This is a genomic window from Thermopolyspora flexuosa, assembly GCF_006716785.1.
In the GTDB taxonomy this organism is placed as follows: domain Bacteria; phylum Actinomycetota; class Actinomycetes; order Streptosporangiales; family Streptosporangiaceae; genus Thermopolyspora; species Thermopolyspora flexuosa.
Map to the genome: position 1 here is coordinate 384,832 of NZ_VFPQ01000001.1, position 22,380 is coordinate 407,211.

Consider the following 22,380-nt stretch of genomic DNA (forward strand, 5'->3'; position numbering starts at 1 on the left):
GCTACTTTCCGGCCTGCTGCTCGAGCTTGGCGAGGCGGTTCTCGAACATGCGGATCACGGCCTCGCGACCGTGGTGCGCCCGCTCGTACTCGAGCAGCTCGCGGATCTGCTCGGCCGACTTGCCCCGCATGCGGGCGCGCAGCGAGGCGATGGTGAGCGTGGCGTACCCGGGGATCGGCTCGGCCGGCCCGGTCGTGGTCGGCGCCTTGGCGCTCGCCGGTACGGCGGTGACCGGCGTCTCGGTCTCGGCGGCGGGCTCCTCGGCGGTCCGCGCGGCCTTGGCGAGCTCCTCGCCCTCGGCCGCGGCGGGCGCGGGCGCGGCGGGCGCGGGCGCGGCGGGCTCGGCGGCGGGCTGCGCGGGCGCGACGGCCTCCTCGGCCGCCTTCTCGACCCGCTCGACGTCCACCGCCTGCCCGGCCTTCGCCTCCGCCGGGGCCGGGGTCTCCGCCTTCTCGGCCTGCTCGGCCTTCGCCGCCGCGGCGGTCTCGGTCACCGTCTCCGCCGCGGTGACCTCGGGCTTCTCCTCGGCCGTGGCCTTCTTCCCGGTGTCCTCGGCCTTCTCCGCCTCCGCCGGTGCGGTCTCCGGAGCGACGGCCTCGGCGGGCCGCTCACGGACCTCCTCAGCGGCCGCGGCCGGCTCGGCGGCCTTCGCCGCCGCCTGCTCGGCCTGCTCGCGCGCCTGCTCCGCGTCCTCCTCGCGCCGCTCCTCCTCGGCCTTCTCCGCAGGCTTCTCGGTGGCCTTCTCCGCAGGCTTCTCCGCGGGCCGGGTGGGCGCGTAGATGACCGGCTCACGCCGTGCCGTACCGCCGTTCGCCTCCGCGGTCGGCGGCGCCTCGGACGGGCGCGGGGCGAAGATGACGGGCTCCCGCCGGGCGGGCCGTTCCTGCTCCGCGGCCGCGGTGCCCGCGTCCCGCGCGGCGCGCGGCTCGTGCAGCGTTTCCTCGTCCTTTTCCTCCCGGCCCGTCCGCGACAGGGCCTGGCGCAACCGGCCGGCCAGCTCGAGCATGACGCCGACGGCGCTCACCGCCGTCTGCAGCAGTTTTCTGGGCACGTCCTTCGCCTTCTCCTCAGGACCCCCGCGATCGCAGAGCTTCGCGCGGATCGACCTTCCGATATCTTTGATGAAGTCTGGGAGGGACACCTCAGGCTCCTTCAGGCGGGTGTTTGCGGCGATTGCCTGGCGGTTCGCAACTCTAGGCGGTAAAGAGATCGGCGAACGGGTAACTGCGGCGTTCCCCGTAGCATAGAGACATGACTGCTCAGAACCCCACGACACGACGCGTACTTGTGGCCCGCCCTCGCGGATACTGCGCCGGGGTGGACCGCGCGGTCGCGACCGTGGAGAAGGCTCTCGAGCAGTACGGCCCGCCGATCTATGTGCGCAAGCAGATCGTGCACAACACGCACGTGGTGCGCACCCTGGAAAAGCGCGGTGCCGTCTTCGTGGACGAGACCGACGAGGTGCCCGAGGGCGCGATCGTCATCTTCTCCGCCCACGGCGTCTCGCCCGCCGTCCACGAGGAGGCGGCCCGCCGCTCGCTGAAGACCATAGACGCCACCTGCCCCCTGGTCACGAAGGTTCACAACGAGGCGAAGCGGTTCGCCGCCAAGGACTACGACATCCTGCTCATCGGCCACGAGGGGCACGAGGAGGTCGAGGGCACCGCGGGCGAGGCCCCCGACCACATCCGGCTCGTGGACGGCCCCGACGGCGTGGAGAAGGTCCAGGTCCGCGACCCGAACCGGGTGGTGTGGCTCTCCCAGACCACGCTGTCGGTGGACGAGACCAAGCAGACCGTCGCCCGGCTGCGGGAACGTTTCCCGAACCTGATCGACCCGCCGAGCGACGACATCTGCTACGCCACGCAGAACCGGCAGACCGCGGTGAAGGAGATCGCCGCCCGGTCCGACCTCGTCATCGTCGTCGGCTCGAACAACTCGTCCAACTCCAAGCGCCTGGTCGAGGTCGCCAAGGACGCCGGCGCCCCCGCCGCGTACCTCGTCGACGACGCCTCCTACATCGAGGACGCCTGGCTCGAGGGCGTCTCCACCGTGGGCCTCACAAGCGGCGCCTCCGTGCCGGAGGAGCTCGTCGAGGGCGTGCTCGCCAAGCTCGCCACCCACGGCTTCACCGACGTCGAGGAGGTCGAGTCGGTGGCCGAGCACATGCGCTTCGCGCTCCCGCACGAGCTGCGCAAGGACCTGCGCGCCGCCACCACGGCCTGACCTGCGGTACGGCTCCGCGTCGCCTACCGCTGTGATGCTTTCATCGTTCCGTTCCGTCGGGCCTCTTCCCTTCGCCTGACCGTCCCGGCCGACGCACCGGGCCGCGGCGACGGCCGGTGACCGGCCGCGGCGGCGCGGTGGGATCGTCGTGCCCGGGTCCATTACGCCATGATCGCCCGAGTCGGTGGCCGGTTTCCGGGGAACGACCGGGATTCAGTACGGCCGGCCGTGGGCAGACGATGACCATGGATGGACCAAAGGCGATCAACGGGGCACAATACAGATCATTAACGGCCGTTACAGAGCGTAATGGAATGTAACGCTATGACGGCCGACCACGGATCGAGCACGACGGACGACCGCGACGCACCCGCCGGGCACCCGGCCCCGCCGCGGCCGCCGTCGGCGGCCTGGCCGTCCCGCGCGGGCGGTCATGGCCACAAGGAGGGAAAGGACGCACGTGCGGCGTAAATCGATCTCGGTTCCCGGGCTCGATCACGACGATCAGCCGGGTCCCGCCGCGGTGACGGTCACCGGAGCGATCGGCGGACTGCTCGTGACGGGCGGTATCAGCGGGCACGACCCGGAGACCGGCGAGATTCCCAAGAAGGCGGCCGACGAGGTGGCGCAGGCGTTCGCGAACCTGCGGGCGATCCTCGACGCCGCCGACTGCACCCCGGAGAACGTGGCCAAGATCACCATCTTCACCACCGATCGGTCGATCCGCGAGCACGTCACCCGCGAATGGCTCGCCATGTTCCCCGACCCGGAGAGCCGCCCGGTCTGCCACACCCTGGTGCAGCAGCTCACCGGGATGCGGCTGCAGCTCGACTGCCTCGCCGTACTGGCGGCGCAGGCCTGAGCGCGCCGCGCCACGGCCGCGGGGCACGCGGCACGCCCTGCACGGCCCGGCATCGGGTGCCGCCCCGGCCGGACCGGAGGGGCGCCGCGTGCGTCCCGCGCGCCGGACGACGCCATCGGAGAGGGCATCGGCATGCCGTGCCCATCCGCGCCCGCCGCACATCACGCACCGGTACGGCGGGCTCGTTTCGTTCGGGCACCTGGTCGGCCGACGCGACGCCCGCACCGGCCGGACGGCGCGGGCCGGCCGTACGAGATCGTGCGTTCGCACCCTCCGCCGGCGGCAGGTGGCCGCCGCGGCGCGGCACGGCGCACGCCGTGTGCGTCTGTAGTGTCCCCTCCAGAAAATGTTTTCGTGAGGAGTCGCGCCGGCGGTTCTCCGCCCGCCCGCCCGGGATCCGGCGGGGAGCCGGGCGGGCCTCAGGGACCGACCACGACCAGCTTTCCTCGCGGTGCGAAAGACGCAAACCCGGCGTGTTCCACCAGGCGGCACACGGTGTGGGTGACGGCCCCGTGCGTCACAGCGCGCGGTAGTCGGCGGCGATGTTCTCCGCGGTGCGGCGGATCAGCGGGACGTTCGTGGCCGGGTTGAGCCGGGCGCTCGGCAGCGACATCGACACCGCGCCGATCACCTCGCCCTTCACCATGATCGGCGCGGCCACGCAGGAGAGGCCGAGCGCGGCCTCCTCGCGGTCGATCGCCACGCCGTTCGCGCGCACCGCGGCGAGCTCGGCGAGGAACCGGTTCGGGTCGACGATCGTGTACGGCGTGCGCCGGGTGAGCCCTTCCCGCAGCACCCGCTGCACGGTCTCCGGGTCGCTCATCGCGAGGATCGACTTGCCCAGGCCGGTGCAGGCGGCGGGGACCCTGGACCCTACATTGGTGGGGGTGCGCACGGAGCTCTTACCGTGGATCTTCTCCAGGTAGATGATGTCGCTGCCCTCGAGCACGGCGAGGTGCACCGTGTGGTTGGTGCGGGCGTGCAGGTCGCTCATGTGGGGGACGGCGACGTCCCGCAGCCCGCGCGGGCGGCAGTGCTGGACCCGGTTGCCGAGCTCGAACAGCCGCCAGGCCAGCCGGTAGTTGGTGCCGGCCCGTTCCACGAAGCCGCCCTGCTCCAGGTAGGCGAGCAGGCGGAACGCGGTGGACTTGGGCACGCCGGCGCGGCGGGCCAGCTCGGTCACCCCCAGCGTGGGGCCGGCGTTGCGGAAGGAGTCGAGCAGGTGCAAGGCCTTGCCGACCGAGGTGGAGGACAGGTCACGGCCGTTGGAGCCGAGGCCCTTCCGGTTCGGCGTGCCCTTGGTCGCGCGCAGAGCGGGGGAGCTGTTCGTGGTCGTTGCGCTCATCAAGGCTGCCCTCTCGTCCTGGGACGCGGTGAGGCGGCCGCATCCCGCCGTGGACCGCGCGGTGAGATAGCTCACATGCGCGTGACCACACTGTAGTAAGCACTACAGAAATTGTCACGAGGGCAACGGGCGCGTTACCGACATGTTTCGCAGGGACCCATAGACGTGAGCAATGCTCACCATCCGGATAATTCGTGCCGTCTGGTGGAAAACAGCTCTGGATCACCCCTGCCGGGTGGGATGAGATGACGCGGGACAGCACGCCGCCGCAGCGCAACGGAGGAGAGCCGTGACGGAGCAGGCCGTCGACCCGCGACGGTACCGGGAGACCCTGGGGCACTACCCGACCGGGGTCGTGATCGTGACCGGGATCGCGGAGGACGGCGAGCCGGTCGGCATGGTGGTCGGCACCTTCACCGCGGTCTCGCTGTCGCCGCCGCTCGTCGCGTTCCTGCCCCGCCGCGACTCGCGCACGTTCGCCCGGCTGCGCACCGCCGCCACGTTCTGCGTCAACGTGCTCTCCGCCACCCAGGTGTGGCTGTGCCGCCGGTTCACCGACCCGGACGTGACCGACAAGTTCCACGGCGTGCCGTGGACGCCGGCGCCCTCGGGCGCGCCGATCATCGAGGGCGGCATTGCCTGGATCGACTGCGACTACGACGCGATCACCGAGGGCGGGGACCACTACATCGTGCTGGGCCGGGTACGCGACATGCGGGTCACCGGCGACGAACCCCCGTTGCTGTTCCGCAAGGGCGGGTACGGCCGCTTCGCCCCGCTGGCCCCGGCGGAACCGGCGGCCGCGGACGCGGTGGACGGCGTGCCCCCGCACGACCGGACCGCGCCGCCGCCCCCCGCGGACGGGACGGCCGACGGCCGGGCGCATTCCGTGCCCCGGGCCTGACCGGGTCACGCCGCGGCGTCGGGGGACTCGCCGGGGGACGGGTAGAGCGGCGTGGCCGCGTACGCGGGCCGCCACACGTCGCGGTACGCCTCGCGGATCTCGGCGGGCAGGCCGGCGAGGATCGCGGCCACCGTCTCGTCGCTCGCCTCGTCGAGCACCCACGGCAGGTAGCGGCGGGCGTCGTCGCCGATCCGGGCGCGGTGCTCCCGGCCGAACTCCGCCCACTGCTCCGGAGAGAGGGTGGCGTCGATCAGCGCCAGGCCCTCGGCCTCCTCGTGCCGCAGGTGGTGCCGCAGCCTGGTGGCGAGCGCGTCGAGCACGTCGCCGAGCCGCCCGGCCCCGTCCTCGCGGTCGAGCACCGCGGCGTCCACCGCCGCGAGCAGCGGGTCGATCGCGGCGTGCTCCTCCTCCATCGCGTCGAGCAGCGCGAGGTCGTCGGGGCGGCCGGCGAGCACGTGCCGCATCGCGGGCCACAGCACGTCGTCCTCGGTCGTGTGGTGCACCCGCAGGAACTTCTTGAACAGCTCCCAGCCCACGGCGGTGCGCAGCACCCGCCGGGGGTCGTCGCCGGTGCGCGCCGCCACCCGGGCGAGCCGCTCCAGCTCCCGCCGGAGCGCGTCGTGCACCGCGAACATCATCGTCATGTTCAGCGTGTAGGTCATCTCCGCCTCCTGAAATCGTCAATGACGCTAACCGTTCAACCGATAAATCGTCAACTCGTATAACTATCAGCCCGGCGATAGGCTCCCGTCGGGAGGTGGAGACGGTGGAGGAGGCCGCGGAGAAGGCCCTGGAGAAGGCCCCGGAGAAGGCCGTGGCGGAGCCCGCGGAGCGGGGCGGCCTCGCCGCGGCGCTGGCCGCGTCCCTCGGCGCGCTGCTGCGCCGGGTCTACGCCGAGGTCACCGCCGCGGCGCTGCGCGACGACCCGCGCGTCCGCGACTTCGTCGTGCTCGACACGCTCGCCGACCAGGACGCCGACTCGCAGCACGAGCTCGCCGAGCGGCTCGGCATCAACCGCACGATCATGGTCGGGCTGGTCGACCGCCTGGAGCGCGCCGGCCACGTGGTGCGCACCCGCAACCCCGCCGACCGCCGCTCGTACCTGCTGTCCATCACCCCCGCGGGCCGCGCGGCCCGGGACGAGCTGGGCCGGGCGGTCGCCGAGCGCGACGCCCGCCTCACCGCCGCGCTCACCCCCGCCGAGCGGCAACGCCTCACCGAGCTGCTCGGCCGCCTGCTGCCCGAGCCCGAGCCGCTGCCCGCCGTCGCCTACCTCGTCGCCCAGGCCCACTACCGGCTGCGCCGCCGCGGCGACGCGCTGCTCGCCGGAACCGGCCTGCGCACCCGCCACTTCGGCGCCATGGCCGCCCTCGAGACGCTCGCCCCCTGCTCCCAGCAGCAATTCGCCCGGCAGATCAACGTCTCCGAGCCCGCCGCCGTGCCGATCGTCGAGGAGCTGGTACGGCTCGGCCTGGTCACCCGCGGCCGGGACCCGCGCGACCGCCGCCGCTACGCGCTCGAGCTGACCGACCTCGGCCGGGCCCGCCTGGGCTTCCTCCGCGACACGGTGAACCGCATGCAGGCCGAGGTCCTCGGCCTGCTCGGCCCCGACGGGGAACGCGAGCTACGCGCCCTGCTGGCCAAGCTCCTCGCCGGTCCGCGCTGACCGGTCGCCGCGGGGCTTGCCGTACACGCGGGGCTCGAAGTAGCCCTCGGGCTCGGGTGCGTACCCGTCCGGCCCGGTACGGCGGGGTCGCGGCATGCCCGGCCCGCCGTCCCGCCCGGTACGGCCCGGCCGCGGCCGGTCGCCCGGCCGCCGGGGACGCGACGGCCGCTCGCCGCGCGGCGCCTTGGCCGCGCGCAGCTCGTCGCGCAGCGCGCGCACGTTGGCGGGCAGGCCGCGGAACCAGGCGAGGACGAGGACGAGCGCCGTCCCCGCGAACAGCCACGGCGCCCCGCCCGACAGCGAGGTGAACATGCCCAGGCCGAACGCCTGGAGGAACGACGCCGCCCCCAGCGAGCGCAGCAGCTCGTTGACGAGCATCGCGATGAAGTAGATCAGCGGCGGGGTGACGACGAGGGTGAGCAGCTGGCGTGGGTTGATGAAGAGCACCGCCGTCACGCAGGCCGCGATGAACGCGATGCCGATCACCGCCGGGGCCCCGGTGACGCAGGCGACGAGGGTGACGACGAAGATCAGCGCGATCGCCCCGCGTGCCGTCAGCCTGACCCGCGCTCCCACCGCTCCTCACCACCCGCCTCGGCCTACCCGGACAACCTACCGTTCATCCGGTCGGTGGGGGAGTCACTTGCCGCGTTGTGACCCGGCGCCGCGCCGTTGAGCCCGCCGTTGAACTCGCCGTTCGCGTCGCCGCCGATCTCGCCGGGGCGGTCCGGCGGATCGCCGATCGACTCGAGCAGCTCGGGGGTGACCAGGCCGCGGGGCAGGTCCTCGACGAGGGCGGGCTCGCGGAGCGTGCCCTCGACGAGCCCGAGGTCCCGCATCTTGCGGGCGCTCACCAGCACCCGGCTCTCCAGCGAGCCCACCGTGGTGTTGTACGCGGCCACCGCACGGGTGAGCGCCCGGCCCAGCGCGTCGACGTTGCGGCCCAGGCTGCCGAGCCGTTCGTACAGCTCCCGGCCGAGGTCGAAGACGGCCCTGGCGTTGCGGCTGAGCGCCGCCTGCTGCCAGGCGTAGTGCGCGGTGCGCAGCATCGTGATCAGCGTGGTCGGAGTGGCGATGTGCACCCGGCGGCCCAGCGCATGCTCCAGCAGCCCGGGATCGCGCTCCAGCGCGGGCGCGAGGAACGCCTCGCCGGGGATGAACAGCACGACGAACTCGGGCGCGGGCGAGAACGCCTGCCAGTACGCCTTGGCGGCTAGCCGGTCCACGTGCTCGCGCAGGTGGCGGGCGTGCGCGTCGAGCCGCTCGGCGACCACCGCCGGGTCGTCCGCCTCGGCCGCCTCCAGGTACGCGGCGAGCGAGACCTTGGCGTCGACGACGATGTTCTTGCCCCCGGCGAGCCGTACCACCATGTCCGGGCGGACCGTGCCGTCGACGGTGGCCGCGGTCGCCTGCTCGTCGAAGTCGCAGAATCGCGACATCCCGGCGATCTCGGCCACCCGGCGGAGCTGCAGCTCGCCCCACCGGCCGCGCGCCTCGGGGCGGCGCAGCGCGCGCACCAGCGCCGCGGTCTGGTCGCGCAGCTCGTGCGAGCTCTGCCGGACGAACTCCATCTGCTTGACCAGCTCGGCCTGGGCCTCCCGGCGCCGCGCCTCGGCCTCGCGCAGCTGCTCCTCGACCTTGGCGAGCGTCTCCCGCAGCGGGGTGACGAGGTGTTCCACCGCCTGCTTGCGCCGCTCCAGCTCCCCGGCGGCCTCGGCCCGGCCCGCGGCGAGCCGGTTCTCGGCCAGCTCCAGGAAACGGAGGTTGTTGACGTCGAGCGCGCGGGTGGCGAGCGCCTGGAACCGGTCGGCGAGCCGTTCCTCGACGTAGCCGACCATCTCCTCGGCGGCCTTGGCCCGCGCCTCGGCCGCCGCGGCGCGCGCCGCCGCGCCCGCCGACTCGGCGGCGGCCCGGGCCCGGGCCAGCGCGAAACCGATCGCCATGCCCGCGGCGAGGCCGACGACGAGCAGTACGAGTGCGAGGAGGTCCACGCTCGCGATCATCCCAAGGCGACCGCTGCGCGAGCGCGCCGACACGCCCGGTCGTCCGCGGCACGTAAAATCGGGCTACGTGAGCCTCAGCATCGGCATCGTCGGCCTGCCCAACGTCGGCAAGTCCACCCTGTTCAACGCGCTGACCAAGAGCGGAAACGCCTTGGCGGCGAACTACCCGTTCGCGACGATCGAGCCGAACGTGGGCATCGTCGGCGTGCCGGACCCCCGGCTGCAGAAGCTGGCGGAGATCTTCGGCTCGGCCCGGATCGTGCCCGCGAAGGTGGAGTTCGTCGACATCGCCGGCCTGGTCCGGGGCGCCTCGGAGGGCCAGGGCCGGGGCAACAAGTTCCTCGCCAACATCCGCGAGACCGACGCGATCTGCCAGGTCATCCGGGTGTTCTCGGACCCGGACGTGACCCACGTGGACGGCGAGGTGTCGCCGGAGCGCGACATCGAGACGATCAACACCGAGCTCATCCTCGCCGACCTGCAGACCCTGGACAAGGCGCTGCCCCGGCTGCAGAAGGAGGCGCGGTTCAACAAGGAGCGCAAGGTCGTCCTCGACGCCGCCGAGGCCGCGGTCAAGATCCTCGACTCCGGCACCACGCTGTACAGCGCGGGCAAGCAGGGCGCGATCAACCTCGACGACCTGCGGGAGCTGCACCTGCTCACCGCCAAGCCGTTCCTGTACGTGTTCAACCTCGACACCGACGAGCTGGCCGACACCGAGCTGCGCGCCCGGTTGTCCGCGCTCGTCGCCCCGGCCGAGGCGGTGTTCCTCGACGCCAAGCTCGAGTCCGAGCTGGTGGAGCTGCCCGAGGACGAGGCGATGGAGCTGCTGCAGTCGGTCGGCCAGGAGGAGTCCGGCCTCGCCCAGCTCGCCCGGGTCGGCTTCGAGACGCTCGGCCTGCAGACCTTCCTGACCGCGGGGCCCAAGGAGGCCCGCGCCTGGACGATCCGCAAGGGCGCCACCGCCCCCGAGGCGGCCGGCGTCATCCACTCCGACTTCCAGCGCGGGTTCATCAAGGCGGAGGTCATCTCCTTCGACGACCTCGTCGAGGCGGGCTCCGTCGCCGCCGTCCGGGCCGCCGGAAAGGCGCGCATCGAGGGCAAGGACTACGTGATGCAGGACGGCGACGTCGTGGAGTTCCGGTTCAACGTGTGATTTCACCGCCGACCGGGCGTGCCATCAGGCATTTCTTTCCCTGTGGTCAGGAATATGTCGAATATTCCTGACAAGAAGATCCTTTTGATGGATCATGGCGTTGCCGACGCGTACCGCCGCTAACCGCCCATCCGTGGCGCAGGGGAAAGAGAGGTTGGCATGTCCGGTCAGCCTGGTAAGCCTGCGATCGACACGTCCGTGCCGCATTCCGCCCGGGTGTGGAACTACTGGCTGGGCGGCAAGGACAACTTTCCCGTCGACCGGGAGCTCGGCGACCGGGTGAAGGCGGTCTACCCGGAAATCGTGACCCTCGCCCGGGCCGGGCGCTACTTCCTCGCGCGGGTGGTGCGGTTCATGGCCGGGGAGGCCGGCATCCGCCAGTTCCTCGACATCGGCACCGGGCTGCCCACCGCGGACAACACCCACGAGATCGCCCAGCGCGTCGCCCCCGAGTCGCGGGTGGTCTACGTCGACAACGACCCGCTCGTGCTGGTGCACGCCGAGGCCCTGCTCACCAGCACGCCGGAGGGCAGGACCGAGTACATCCACGCCGACCTGCGGGAGCCCGAGGTCATCCTCGCCCGGGCCGCGGAGACGCTCGACTTCACCCGGCCGATCGGGCTCACCCTCATGGGCATCCTGGGGCACATCGCGGACTACGACGAGGCCCGCTCGATCGTCCGCCGCCTGATCGACGGCCTGCCGTCCGGCAGCTACGTCGGCATCTACGACGGGTGCGCCTCCGGGGACGAGATCGTGCGGAGCGCCGAGGTCTACAACGACTCCGACACCCTGCCCTACATCGTCCGCCCGCCGGAGCAGATCAAGGGCTTCTTCGAGGGACTCGAGCTCGTGGAGCCGGGCGTGGTCCACATCCAGGAGTGGCGGCCCGAGGCGCCCCTCGACACGCTGCCCCACGTGGACAGCATGGGCGGGGTCGGCCGCGTTCCCTGACACCGCGCGGCGCCGTGCGGGAGCGGTTTGGAAGGGCCGTCCCTCCGGCGCGGGTCCGCGGCCTCGGGCTCCCCGGTGGGCGGGCCGCGGGCACCCGGACGGGACCTCCCGGTCCCGGTGACGGCGGCGCCGCCCGCGTCGCGTCCGGCACACCGGCGTCGAGAGCCGTGTCCGCCTCGGCGGACCGGCGGCTCTCGGCGCCTTTCGTGTGTTCAGGGCCGCCGCCGCAGGTCACGGGCCCGGGTACGGCCGCGCCGGGCACGAATCCTGACCCGGCCGTGGACAGTGACGACACTCTCCGTGTTCCACCGAGTACGCTTTGCGACTACCGGCATGACGTCAAGGACAGCCGATGCGGGAGTAAAGCGTGGGATTCGCGACCGGCCCGTCCGGCGTGCGCGGATCCCCCGGCTCATCTGGAGGTGCGGCCCGTGCCCTACCGACGATACGGCGACGACGCGACGTGGCCCCCGGAGGACGGGTGGGCGGATGAGGCGGCGGTGCCTTTCTTTCATACCGGTGCGCCGGCGCCGCGTACGCGGTTCACCCCCGGCGTGGCGAGCTCCGCCCGGGTCTACAACTGGCTGCTGGGCGGCAAGGACAACTTCGCGGCGGATCGGGAGGCGGGCGCCCGGCTGCTCGAGGTGATGCCGGAGGCACGGCTGGCGGCGAGGGCCAACCGTGCCTTCCTGCGCCAGGCGGTACGGCGGCTCGCCGCGGCGGGGGTACGGCAGTTCATCGACATCGGATGCGGGCTGCCCGCCGACGAGAACACGCACGAGGTCGCCCAGCGCGCCGCGCCCGGGTCGCGGGTGGTCTACCTCGACATCGATCCGATGGTGGTGGCGCAGGCGCGGGCGCTGCTCGCCACCGACGACCGCACGATCGCGATACGGCGCACGATGTGCGACCCGTGGCGCATCGTCACCGACCCGGTGATCCGCCGCCACCTGAACTTCTCCCGGCCGATCGGCCTGCTGCTGCTCGCGGTGCTGCACTACCTGGTGCGCGACGCGGCGGCGTGCGAGGTGGTGCGGATCCTGCGCAAGATGCTCCCGCCGGGCTCGTTCCTCGTGCTCTCCCACCTGCTCGAGGACGGGCAACCCCAGACGTGGCTGGCGCGGGCGGTGTACGGCGAGGCGGTGGTGCCGGTGACCGCGCGTACCGCCGAGCGGATCGCGGAGCTGCTCGACGGGATGGAGCCGGTCGCCCACGGGGTCGCGCACATCTCCATATGGCTCGAGGGCGACGAGAGCGCCGGCCTCGGCTCCGTCTACGACCAGGCGGCCCTGAGACAGATCCCGCTGGTGTGCGCGATCGCGCGGATGCCCGCATGACCCCGGGACGTACGGCGGGCCGGCCGGGGCACGGGCCACGGCCGTGGACACGGCGCCCGGCACGGCGTACGGCATGGCGTGTCCGACGTGGTGTGTCCGACGGTGGCGTCCGGTGCGGTGGGGAAACGTTCGGCGACGGCGGCCGCCCGTTATCCGGGACGAGCTGGACAAACGTCAGAAACGCGGCGGCATTCGCTAGCAGCGGACATTGCCGCGAGTGTCGCCCGAATTGTCCACTTACTGACACCGTGTCCGAGTGGCGGGTGATGCGAATGTGCAGGTCATCGCGTATTTGGGCGGTTTCTTCCGATGCGTGATGACCTGCCGCCGGCACGGCGGCGGCCCACGTTGTCCGTGTCCCTGATGGTGGGGCGGCGGGGCGGTAAGGGAAAGTATTCGCGGGGCCTCCGCACGCCCGCCGCCCCGGCCCGGACGGCCGGACGGCACGGGTGTGAGGAGCCTCACGCGGCGCGGGTCCGGAGCCGACGTCCACCCGTGGTGCGTCTTACCTGACGTCCCGTATTTCGGGACGACTGTGGCGTGAAGGATAGGGAGGTCTGACCTTCGGGGGAACGCTATGTGGCGCGGCGGATGTCGCGGACCGGGCGTAATGTGCGTTGTTCACATCGGCGTCCCACCGGGATAGCGGTGCGTCGACGGTGATGCATACCCGGTTTGCGTAGTTGCGGCGATGCTTGCAGCATGGGCGTGGCTTTCCTGTAACAATTGGCAAGGCCGCTAGGGTGAACACTTCATCGGGCATAAGCAGGACTGAAAGTACTCGGACTAGAGCGCGCCGGCCCGCAGGACAGGCGCGAGCGGAGGCGTGATGGCTCGCAGGTCGACCGTCCAGCAGGTCGCTGGCGACCACGAGCAGTCGGCGTACCCTTCGCCGGATCTTGACCTGGTGCCCCGGGGGCGTCGCGGGCGCCGGCTGCGCTGGAGCGGCAGCGGCGGCCGGTGGCTCGTCTGGATCGGACGGGCCGTGCTGTGGGCGTTGATCATCGTGATCCTGTTCAACGGGGTGCGGGCGCCGTTCGAAAGGTTCACTCAGGGGGAGCCCGCTCCGGCGGAGCCGACCGCCACGCCGGGCGCCGGGTTCCCCACCGAGCAGGCCGTCTCCTTCGCCAACCAGTTCGCCGCCGCCTACCTCAACTTCGACGCGGCCAACCCCGCCGTGCGCGCCCAGAAGCTCAAGCCGTTCCTGCCCGAAGCGGCCCACGACCAGTTCGGCTGGAACGGCTTCGGCCGCATGCAGGTCGTCGGCATCCAGCTCTCCCACGTCGAGGTGCAGGACGCCAACAACGGCGTGATCACGTTCATGGTGCACTCGGGGGAGCGCCGCTGGCTGTTCTCCGTCCCGGTGTACGCCAGGGACGGCCGGTTCGTGGTCTCCCAGCGTCCCGCCCTGCTTCCCGCCCCGGGGCCCGCGGAGCTGCCCCCGGCGCCGCAGACCGAGCAGGACGAGGCGACGGCGGCCGAGCTCACCCCGCAGCTCAAGGGCTTCTTCGAGGCGTTCGCGTCCGGCGACGCGGAGCAGCTGCGGCGGTACGTCGCCGCCGGCGTCGACATCCAGGGCTTCAACGGGGCGTTCACACTCGCCCAGCTCAAGCAGGTGATCGTGCCCCCGGGCGGCAACACGAGGTCGGTCACCGCGATCGTGGTGTGGGCGATCCCGGCGAGCACGCCGACCGCCGACCCCGCGGCCCAGCCCACGGACGCGCCGGTGGACCCGCCCGGCGCGCTCGAGCAGGCCTATCGGCTCACGGTGGAGAAGCAGGGTGACAAGTGGTTCGTCAAGGACGTCCGCGGTGCGAGCCGGGCCGTGGAGTGAGGCCGGTGGCCGGGCCGGTGGTCGTGACGGCCATGAGCAGGAGGACCCACATTGATCGTGCAGACCATGGTGCAGACGCTGGAAGGTCTTGCCACCCCGGCCCCGAGCCCCACCGGAGTGGACACCCAGGGCCTCGCCGATTTCCTGCGTGGCTTCTTCGGTCCGCTCTTCCTGGTGGTCGTCTCGGTCGTTGCGATTTTTTTCCTTTTTACCCGTGAAATCACCAGGTTCGTGCAGTTCATTATTCTGGCGATCGGCATCGGCATTATTTTCTACGTACCCAACATCATCGAGGTGACGGCTCGGGCGATCGCGGGGGCGCTTGGCATCAGGTAGCCGGGATCGAGTAGCGGGAGAGGAGGGGGAACCAGGTGGATCTGCCCACGTACACCAATATCTGGCGGATCGAGAAGCGGCTGTACAAACTGTACGACCTTCGCCTGCCAATGCCGCTTCCGGTCGTCTGGATCGGTGTCTTTCTTGGGGTTCTGGCCGTCTGGACACTTCTTCTCCGGTTACTCCGCGTCCCTTTTGAAACCCCCTGGCACGTGCTCTATCTCGTGCCGCCCGGCGTGGTGACGTGGCTGTCCACCCGCCCGGTCATCGAGAACAAGCGGCTCACCGAGCTGCTCCAGTCGCAGCTCCGGTACCTGGGCGAGCCGCGCACCTGGTGCCGCATGGCCCCCGCCACGGAGCCGGACGAGATCCGGTTCGAGGCCCGCGTCTGGCGTCTGCCTCCGGAGGCCGCCCACGCCCTCGCGGCGAAGCGGGCGAAGCGCCGCGCCAAGGCGGAGGCGGCGGCCCGCAAGCGCGCCCGCGGCCGTGCGACCTCCCCGGCCACGGTCCCGGCGGCGCCGGCGGCGAAGTCCCCGGCGCCCTCCCCGGCGCGGGCGCTGCGGGGCCGCGCCGCGACCTCGGCCGCACCGCCGCTCGCCATCGGGGCGGGCGAGCCCGCGGCGGGGTCCGGGAACGGCGCGCGGGCCCGGGCGGGCGCGCCCGCGGAACCGGCCCTCCGGCCCGCGGAGCCGACGCCGGTCGCCGCCACGCCCGCCGTGCCGGGTGACGACGCCGCCGACCGCCACGTGGTGGGCGAGATCAACCCCGCCGTCGCGGCCGCGGCGGCCGCCGTCACCGGCGCACGCGCCGACGCGGACGCGGCCGGGGACGGCGCGACCGCCCGGCGCGACCGCGGACGGGCACGTGCCGACGACGGCACCGCGGCCCGGCACAAGGAGGCCGTCACCGCGGGGCGGCCCGATGACGCCGAGCGCGGCGTGGCCGAGCCCGTGCCCGTGGCGAGCGCGAGCACCGATGCCGCCCGGACCGCCGACGACGGGGCCGGCGCGGAGCGGCCGCTGCAGTGGGGCGACGTGACCACCCCGCCGTGGAGCAGCGCCGCGGCCGCGGCGGACGAGACCGGTGCCTCGGTGGAGACGCGGGAGGACGACGCCGTCACCTCGCCGGGAGGCGGCGTGGTACGGCTGCTGCCCGTGCTGGGCACCGATGTCCGGGTTGCCCGCCGGAGGGGCGAGCGGGGGCCCGCGGCCTCCGGGTCCACGCCGGAGGCGGGCGACCGGCCCGCCACGCCCGCCGGGCTCGGCGTCGAGGCCCTGCGCAGGCTGCGCCGCCTCGCCACCGGCGCCGAGCGCACGGCGGAGACCGGCCCGGCCGAGGCGCCCACGACCCCGTCGCCGTCCGCGGAGCCCTCGCCGGTGGCCGCGGAGACGGCGCACACCACCGCGCGGCGGGCGGAGGCCGCGCCGGATCGTGCGGCGACGGCCCCGGCGACCGGCGGCCCGGACCGGCCCGCCGACGCCACGGCGGACGAGCCCGTCACCGCGGCGAGCACTGCGGCGAGCACCGCGCCGAGCGGCGCCACCACGGACGCCGCCGCGGCGCATGGCACGGCGCACGGCACGGCGGTCGGCGGCACCGCGCCGACGGCCGCACCGCAGCAGGACGCCCGGCCGCCGGAAGCGGGCCGGACGAGCGCCGCGGCCGAGGACGCCGCGGCCGACGACGACCTCGCCGAGGCGCGGCGGCAGCACCGCAGGGGCAGGCCGCCCCGGCGCAGCCGGCCGCCGCAGCGGCGCGGCCCGGCCACCCCGGTCACGATCCGGGCCGTGCCCGCCCCCGACCCCGCCGAGGCGACCAACCCGGCCGCGCCCGCCGTACCCGACCCGGCGGTCCGCCGGTTCCCCGAGCCCAAGGTGCGCCGGGTGGAGGCGGTGGTCGGCCGCGACACCTCCGGCGGCTGGCGGCGGCTCGCCCAGGTCGTGGTCGGCGTGGGCACCGGCCGCAGCGACGGCAGCGAGATCGACGAGGCCCGCGCCCGGTCGGCGATCAGCACGAGCAAGCGCATCGTCGTGCTCGGCTGCACCGGCGGCGCCGGGCAGACCACCACCGCGCTCATGCTCGGCCACACCCTCGCCACCTACCGCGAGGACCGGGTGCTCGCCGTGGACGCCAACACCGGCCCGCGCACCCTGTCGCACATGATCGCGGCCGAGTCGCCGGAGACGCTCACCTCGCTGCTCGAAGGCCTCGACGAGGTGAGCGGCTACCTGAGCATGCGCGCCTACACCACCCGCTGCGCCTCCGGCCTGGAGGTGATCGCCGCCGACACCGACGAGCACGCCACGCAGCGGCTCGCCGACCGGTCGATCCTCTCCGACCAGCGGCTCGCCGAGGCGATCCGCATGCTCGACCGGCACTACAAGCTGATCCTGATCGACCCGGCCGCGGCCGTGGCCGCCCGCGTCCTGCCGTACGCGGACCAGCTCATCCTGGTCGCCCCGGCGAGCGCGGACGCCCCGGACGCGATCGCGATGACCTACGACTGGCTCGACGGCCACGGCTGCAGCGACCTGCGCCGCCGCGCGGTGCTCGTGGTGAACGGCGTGAGCCGCCGCAGCCAGGAGGACGTCGAGCAGGCCGAGAGCGTGGCGAGCGGCCGGTGCCGGGCGATCGTGCGGGTGCCGTGGGACGAGGAGCTCGCCCCCGGCGGCACCGAGCCGCTCGAGCTCGGCCACCTGCGGGCCGCGACCCGGCGCGCGTACGTGGCGCTCGCCGGCGTGGTGGCGAGCGGGCTCGGCGCGGAGCGGCTGCGGGACCGCGCGGCACGGGCGGCGAACGAGGACCGATGACGCGGCGAGAGAAGTGGTGAACCGGTGACCAGGGCGTCGAGGGCACGAAGCAGGCTGGCCGTACGGTATTTCGACGACCGCATCCTCCTCACCGACACGGCGGCCTGGGCGTACTTCCGGCTGCCGACGGTGAGCTACGAGTTCATCACCGCCGAGGAGCGCGAGGCCCTCGCCAACAACATCACGATCGCGCTCGCCGCGATCCGCATGCCGGACGCCGAGGTGCACCTGCGGGTCGCGCACCGCGCCTACCCGGCGGCCGAGTGGGCGATGCAGCTCAACGAGACCTCCGACCAGGGGCCGGGCTGGCGCGAGTACCTCGAGGAGATGTACCGCCACGTGTGGGCGAAGGACTTCTGGACCAAGGAGGTCTACCTCGGGGTACGGCTCGGCCAGCGCGGCGCCCAGCTCGGCACCGGCTTCCTCGCCCAGCTGTTCGGCGCGTACCGGCGCGGCGAGCGGATCCTCGGCCTCGAGGACGACCACGTGCCGGAGCGGGAGATCGACCGGTGGACCGACGCGGCCGAGCGGCTCGGCCGCGCCCTCGCCTCCAGCGCGCTGCACGCCCGGCACGCCACCGCCACCGAGATCGCCTGGCTGTTCCAGCACGCGGTCCACGGCTCGATCGGCGACCCGCCGCCCCCGGCGTCGCGGTCCCGCGGCTGGGGCCGGGGCGAGATCGAGATGCTCGTCGAGGGCCAGATCCACAACGGCCGGTCCATGCTGTGCGTGGAGCAGCCCGCGGGCGAGTCGTACGTGGCGCACCTGTCGTTCGCCCGCTTCCCCGACCTCATGCCGTTCCCGGACGGCGAGCCGTGGCTGCACTTCGCCGACCAGCTGCCGTTCCCGGTCGAGGTGTCGAGCCGGATGCGGCTGGTGCCGCCGGTGCGGGCGAGCCGCGACGTGGCGCGCAAGCTCGCGCACGCCCGGGACATGGACATCCACATCCGGGAGGCGGGCGCGGAGGCGCCGCTCGCGCTCGCCGAGCAGATCGACGCCGCCCGCATGCTCGAGCACGGCATCACCAAGGAGCGGCTGCCGTTCGTGTACGGCTGGCACCGGCTGATCGTGTCCGCCCCGACCGAGGAGATCTGCCGCCAGCGCATCGAGGCGGTGATCGAGCACTACCGCGACATGGGCATCGACGTGGTGAACTCCACCGGCGACCAGTGGTCGCTGTTCTGCGAGTCGCTGCCCGGCGACCGGGTGCGGGTGAACGCCTACGCCCAGCGGCAGCCGCTGCGCACCATCGCGGGCGGCATGGCCACGGCCACGGTGGAGCTCGGCGACCGGCCGGAGGAGGGCGGCTGGGTCGGGCCGTACATCGGGGAGACGCTCGGCCGGGCGCGGTCGATCGTGCACTTCGACCCGCTCGTCGCGGCGGTGCGCAACCGCCCCACGGCGATCGCGATCACCGGCGAGCCGGGCGGGGGTAAGACGACTCTGGCCCTGCTCCTCATCTATCAAATGGCGCTCCGAGGTGTCACCATCGCGGTGATCGACCCGAAAGGAGACGCCGAGTCGCTCGTGCGATTGCTGCAGAGGCGTGGCCGCAAGGCGCGCGTCGTCCCGCTGGGGTCGGCCGCGCCGGGCCTGCTCGACCCGTTCTCCTTCGGCGACGATCTCGCCACGAAGAAGACGATGGCGACCGAGACGCTGCGGCTGCTGCTGCCGCGCATGTCCGAGGAGCGCGAGTCGGCGATGATCCAGGCGGTGGCCGCGGTGGCGAACGGCCCGTCGCCGTCGCTCGGCAAGGTCGTGGAGTACCTCGAGCGGTCCGACGACCCGGCGTCGAAGAACCTCGGCGCGGTGCTGCGCTCGATGTCCGAGATGCACCTCGCCCGGCTGTGCTTCGACCCGTCGGGCGGGGAGCGGTTCGAGACCGCCGGGTGGACCACGGTGTTCACCCTCGGCGGGCTCACCCTGCCGGACGTGGCCACGAACCGCGACGACTACAGCTACGAGCAGCGGCTCTCGGTCGCGCTGCTCTACCTCGTGGCGCAGTTCGCCCGCGGGCTGATGAACGGCCTCGACCGGCGCCTGCCCAAGGCGATCTTCCTCGACGAGGCGTGGGCGATCACCTCCACGCCCGAGGGCGCCAAGCTCGTGCCCGAGGTGAGCCGCATGGGCCGGTCCCGCAACACCGCGCTCGTGCTGGTCTCGCAGAACGCCGGCGACCTGCTCAACGAGCAGGTGACGAACTGCCTGTCGTCGGTGTTCGCGTTCCGCTCCACCGAGCGGGTCGAGGTGGAGAACGTGATGGCGCTGCTCGGCGTGGAGCCGACCGAGGAGCACAAGGCCGTGCTGCGGTCGCTCGGCAACGGCGAGTGCATCTTCCGGGACCTCGACGGCCGCGCCGGCCGCATCGGGGTCGACCTGATCTCCGACGAGCTGCTGCGGTGGCTCGACACGAATCCGACGCATGACAAGCCCGTCGGCGAGGCCGACGATCCGCACGGCGGTGCGGACGTCACGGACGCTCGTCTCGGCGGCGTGCAAGGCGGGGGCACCGGCGGTTCGGGGGCGGTGACGCAGGAGGTGCGGTCATGAGGGTTCCCGTACGGGAACGGCGTAACCGGGTGGGCGGCACGGCGGGCACCGCGGCGAGGGCGCGCGAACCGGTACGGCGGCGCAGGCGGCTGGTGCGGCGGGTCGCGCTCGCGCTCGTCGCCGCGATCGGCCTCGCGCTGGCGCCGCTCGCCTTCCCGAACTCGGCGGCGGTCGCCGCGCCGTGCGACATGTCCGGGGATCTCACCCCGGCGGTGGTCGGCAGCGGCGTGGACGGCCTGATCAAGCCGCCCCCGGCGACCATCGCCGCCCCGGAGCCCGAGGGCGGGGCCGGCGACCCGTCGGGCACCGGGCCGCAGCAGGGCTCGGCCGGCCGACCCGAGCCGAAGACCAACTACGAGCGGTACGGCATGGCCGGCCAGTTCTGGCACACCTACGACCTCGGCTGCACCGACATGGGCGCGGTGCTCGGCAACGCCTGGGCCAACACGATCTTCTCCACCGCCAAGGCGCTCAACCGGCTCACCATCACCACCTACCAGGCCGCCGCCACCGAGGGGCCACTGCGGGCGATCAAGGACGTGGTGGACGACATCGTCACCAACCTCGCCAACGCCCTGTACTGGCCGTACCTGCGGGTGATCGTCATCCTCGCGGCGATCTGGCTCGCCTGGTACGGGCTGATCCGCAAGCGGGCGACCGTCACCACCGAGGGCGTCATCTGGATGGTGTGCGCGGTCACCGTCGCGGTGTGGTTCTTCAGCCGCCCGGGCGACTTCACCGGCATGGGCACCACGGTCACCGACAAGACCGGCGAGATCGTCACCTCGGCGTTCGCCGGGCTGCCCGGCGCGGCGGGCTCCTCCTGCCTGCCGCTGAAGGGCCAGGACGGGCCGGACGCGGTGCCCGCGTCCTACGACGGGGTGTCCGTGGTGGACCGCAACGCCGACCAGCTGTGGTCGACGTTCGTGTGCAAGCCGTGGCTGATGGGCGTGTTCGGCACCGCCGACCCGTCGACCACCCAGGTGAAGACCCTCGGCGCGAAGCTGCTCGACATCCAGGCGATCGACGTGCAGGAGCAGGGCGCGCAGCCGCAGAACTCCGCGGCGCACCAGGCCCGGTACGTCGAGGAGATCGTCACCCCGATGCGGAGCACCCCGACGTTCTTCCTGTTCCAGGGCAAGGACTGGACGTCGCGGCTCGGCATCGCGTTCGGCGCGCTCGTCGCCGCGGTGGTCGCGGGCCTGCTGATCTTCCTCGTCGCGGTGTCCCTGCTCGTGCTCAAGATCGGCTTTTTGATCCTGCTCATCCTCGGGCCGGTCTTCCTGCTCATCGGCGTGCACCCGGGCACCGGGCGGATCATCGCGATGCGCTGGCTGGAGATGCTCATCGGCACGCTGCTGCGGCAGGCCCTGCTCGCGCTGCTGCTCGGCGTGCTCGTGTACGGCTACGCGCTGATCATGTCCACCGGGCTGCCGTGGGGCATGCAGATCACGTTCATGGCGCTGCTCACCATCGCCACGTTCTTCTACCGGCGGCCGTTCCAGCACCTGTTCGCCTCGATGGACGGGCACACGATCACCACGCGGGTGCTCGGCGAGGCGGCCACCGCCCCGACCCTGTCGCGGGCCGCGGCGGTGCTGCCGCCGGTCATGGGCTACCGGGTCGGCCGGTGGACGCTGCGCCGCGCCGAGCCGCTCATCTCGGCGGCGGCCCGCGGCCACGCCGCCGGATCGGCCGCGGCCGCGGCGGCCACCGGGGTGGCCCAGGGCCGGGTGCGTGCCGAGGAGGGCGCGGCGGCGGGCGCTGCGGCCGGGGTCCGGGTGGCCGAGGGCGGCCGGCCCGCGCCGCTGGAGACCGAGGCGGCCGGGCGGCGCAGGCTCGCCGGGGCCGCGCCGCGGACCGGGTCGGCCCCGCCGCTGCGGCTGTCCGGCGGCTCGGGCGGCGCCACGGCGTCCGGCGCCGGCGCGGCGACGCGGGTGACCCGGGCCGCGGCGACCCGCGCCACCGAGGGCGGCTCGTCGCGCCTCGGCGGCTGGTTCAGCGGGTCCGGCGGCGGCTGGGCGTCGCACCGGTCCTCCGGCGGGTCGTCCCGGTCCTCCGGGAACGGCTCCGGCGGCGGGGGCTGGTTCGGCGGGCGGTCGCGCGGCTCGTCCGGCGGCTGGTTCGGTGGCGGCTCGCGCGGCTCCGGCGGGTCGGGCGGCTCGTCGCGGAGCTCCGGCACCGAGCGGTCGCGCTCCTCGTCGTCCGGCGGCGGCGGGCTGTTCGGCGGTGGCTCCTCGGCGCCGCGCCGTACCGCGGCCACCGTGCACGAGAGCGGGCCGTGGGCGCGCAACGGGTCGCGGCCCGAGCCGCCGCCGCTGTGGTTGCCGAGCCGTTCCGAGGAGGACACCGGGCCGTTCTGGCTGCGTCCGGCGAAGCGGGACTCCGACGACTAGG

At 73.2% G+C, this 22,380-nt stretch carries 17 protein-coding genes; 12 read left to right on the forward strand and 5 right to left on the reverse strand.

Annotated features, from left to right (window positions below):
* Position 1: 1 nt before the first annotated feature.
* On the reverse strand, positions 2-1,141 hold the full coding sequence (locus FHX40_RS01700) for a DUF8129 domain-containing protein (protein ID WP_142257969.1): 1,140 nt from the start codon (positions 1,139-1,141) through the stop codon (positions 2-4).
* A gap of 110 nt (positions 1,142-1,251) precedes the next feature.
* Between FHX40_RS01700 and FHX40_RS01705 the strand changes: the two genes are divergently transcribed.
* Both FHX40_RS01705 and FHX40_RS01710 read left to right on the forward strand, forming a co-directional pair.
* Positions 1,252-2,226 carry a 4-hydroxy-3-methylbut-2-enyl diphosphate reductase gene (locus FHX40_RS01705; RefSeq protein ID WP_142257970.1) on the forward strand — a complete coding sequence of 325 codons (975 nt, stop codon included), beginning with the start codon at positions 1,252-1,254 and terminating at the stop codon, positions 2,224-2,226.
* A gap of 460 nt (positions 2,227-2,686) precedes the next feature.
* Positions 2,687-3,088: a RidA family protein gene (locus tag FHX40_RS01710; RefSeq protein ID WP_211350132.1), complete on the forward strand. Its 402-nt coding sequence runs from the start codon at positions 2,687-2,689 to the stop codon at positions 3,086-3,088.
* A gap of 517 nt (positions 3,089-3,605) precedes the next feature.
* On the opposite strand, the gene FHX40_RS01715 is transcribed toward FHX40_RS01710, so the two are convergent.
* A complete protein-coding gene (locus tag FHX40_RS01715) occupies positions 3,606-4,433 on the reverse strand; it encodes an IclR family transcriptional regulator (protein WP_142257972.1) in 828 nt (275 codons plus the stop codon).
* Between the two features lie 289 nt (positions 4,434-4,722).
* On the opposite strand from FHX40_RS01715, the gene FHX40_RS01720 reads away from it, so the two are divergent.
* Positions 4,723-5,337, forward strand: a complete 615-nt coding sequence (locus FHX40_RS01720) for a flavin reductase family protein (protein ID WP_142257973.1) — start codon at positions 4,723-4,725, stop codon at positions 5,335-5,337.
* Positions 5,338-5,342: 5 nt separating this feature from the next.
* On the opposite strand, the gene FHX40_RS01725 is transcribed toward FHX40_RS01720, so the two are convergent.
* Positions 5,343-5,999 (reverse strand): hemerythrin domain-containing protein, encoded by a 657-nt coding sequence (locus FHX40_RS01725; RefSeq protein ID WP_142257974.1) that lies wholly within the window; start codon positions 5,997-5,999, stop codon positions 5,343-5,345.
* 95 nt (positions 6,000-6,094) lie between these two features.
* Here FHX40_RS01725 and FHX40_RS01730 point away from each other — a divergent pair, with 95 nt between their 5' ends.
* Positions 6,095-7,003 (forward strand): MarR family winged helix-turn-helix transcriptional regulator, encoded by a 909-nt coding sequence (locus tag FHX40_RS01730; protein WP_229788861.1) that lies wholly within the window; start codon positions 6,095-6,097, stop codon positions 7,001-7,003.
* Here the strand turns inward: FHX40_RS01730 and FHX40_RS01735 are convergent.
* Both FHX40_RS01735 and FHX40_RS01740 read right to left on the reverse strand, forming a co-directional pair.
* Entirely contained in the window at positions 6,962-7,579 is a 618-nt protein-coding gene (locus FHX40_RS01735; protein ID WP_142257975.1) for a DUF6542 domain-containing protein, read from the reverse strand. The genes FHX40_RS01730 and FHX40_RS01735 overlap by 42 nt on opposite strands.
* A 23-nt stretch (positions 7,580-7,602) precedes the next feature.
* The gene (locus FHX40_RS01740; RefSeq protein ID WP_229788862.1) at positions 7,603-8,994 is read right to left on the reverse strand and encodes a DNA recombination protein RmuC; all 1,392 of its coding nucleotides are present in this window, start codon (positions 8,992-8,994) and stop codon (positions 7,603-7,605) included.
* A 79-nt stretch (positions 8,995-9,073) separates the two neighbouring features.
* Between FHX40_RS01740 and ychF the strand changes: the two genes are divergently transcribed.
* The 8 genes from ychF (at position 9,074) to FHX40_RS25985 (ending at position 22,379) form a co-directional block, all read left to right on the forward strand.
* Positions 9,074-10,162 carry a redox-regulated ATPase YchF gene (ychF, locus tag FHX40_RS01745; RefSeq protein ID WP_142257977.1) on the forward strand — a complete coding sequence of 363 codons (1,089 nt, stop codon included), beginning with the start codon at positions 9,074-9,076 and terminating at the stop codon, positions 10,160-10,162.
* 159 nt (positions 10,163-10,321) lie between these two features.
* Positions 10,322-11,116: an SAM-dependent methyltransferase gene (locus tag FHX40_RS01750; protein ID WP_142257978.1), complete on the forward strand. Its 795-nt coding sequence runs from the start codon at positions 10,322-10,324 to the stop codon at positions 11,114-11,116.
* Positions 11,117-11,670: 554 nt separating this feature from the next.
* Entirely contained in the window at positions 11,671-12,453 is a 783-nt protein-coding gene (locus FHX40_RS01755) for an SAM-dependent methyltransferase (protein WP_170198676.1), read from the forward strand.
* 829 nt (positions 12,454-13,282) lie between these two features.
* Entirely contained in the window at positions 13,283-14,287 is a 1,005-nt protein-coding gene (locus tag FHX40_RS01760; protein ID WP_142257980.1) for a conjugal transfer protein, read from the forward strand.
* 66 nt (positions 14,288-14,353) lie between these two features.
* On the forward strand, positions 14,354-14,623 hold the full coding sequence (locus FHX40_RS01765) for a hypothetical protein (RefSeq protein ID WP_229788926.1): 270 nt from the start codon (positions 14,354-14,356) through the stop codon (positions 14,621-14,623).
* Positions 14,624-14,658: 35 nt separating this feature from the next.
* Entirely contained in the window at positions 14,659-17,433 is a 2,775-nt protein-coding gene (locus tag FHX40_RS01770; protein ID WP_142257982.1) for a conjugal transfer protein, read from the forward strand.
* Positions 17,434-17,457: 24 nt separating this feature from the next.
* Positions 17,458-19,983, forward strand: a complete 2,526-nt coding sequence (locus FHX40_RS01775; RefSeq protein ID WP_142257983.1) for an ATP-binding protein — start codon at positions 17,458-17,460, stop codon at positions 19,981-19,983.
* Positions 19,980-22,379: a type IV secretion system protein gene (locus FHX40_RS25985; protein WP_142257984.1), complete on the forward strand. Its 2,400-nt coding sequence runs from the start codon at positions 19,980-19,982 to the stop codon at positions 22,377-22,379. Before FHX40_RS01775 ends, FHX40_RS25985 begins: the two co-directional genes overlap by 4 nt.
* The last annotated feature ends 1 nt before the right edge of the window (position 22,380 follow it).

Coding starts and splice junctions, on each gene's coding strand:
- FHX40_RS01725 (WP_142257974.1), bottom strand. CDS start 5,999: ATGACCTACACGCTGAACATGACGATGATGTTCGCGGTGCACGACGCG.
- FHX40_RS01760 (WP_142257980.1), top strand. CDS start 13,283: ATGGCTCGCAGGTCGACCGTCCAGCAGGTCGCTGGCGACCACGAGCAG.
- FHX40_RS01750 (WP_142257978.1), top strand. CDS start 10,322: ATGTCCGGTCAGCCTGGTAAGCCTGCGATCGACACGTCCGTGCCGCAT.
- FHX40_RS01715 (WP_142257972.1), bottom strand. CDS start 4,433: ATGAGCGCAACGACCACGAACAGCTCCCCCGCTCTGCGCGCGACCAAG.
- FHX40_RS01705 (WP_142257970.1), top strand. CDS start 1,252: ATGACTGCTCAGAACCCCACGACACGACGCGTACTTGTGGCCCGCCCT.
- FHX40_RS25985 (WP_142257984.1), top strand. CDS start 19,980: ATGAGGGTTCCCGTACGGGAACGGCGTAACCGGGTGGGCGGCACGGCG.
- FHX40_RS01765 (WP_229788926.1), top strand. CDS start 14,354: ATGGTGCAGACGCTGGAAGGTCTTGCCACCCCGGCCCCGAGCCCCACC.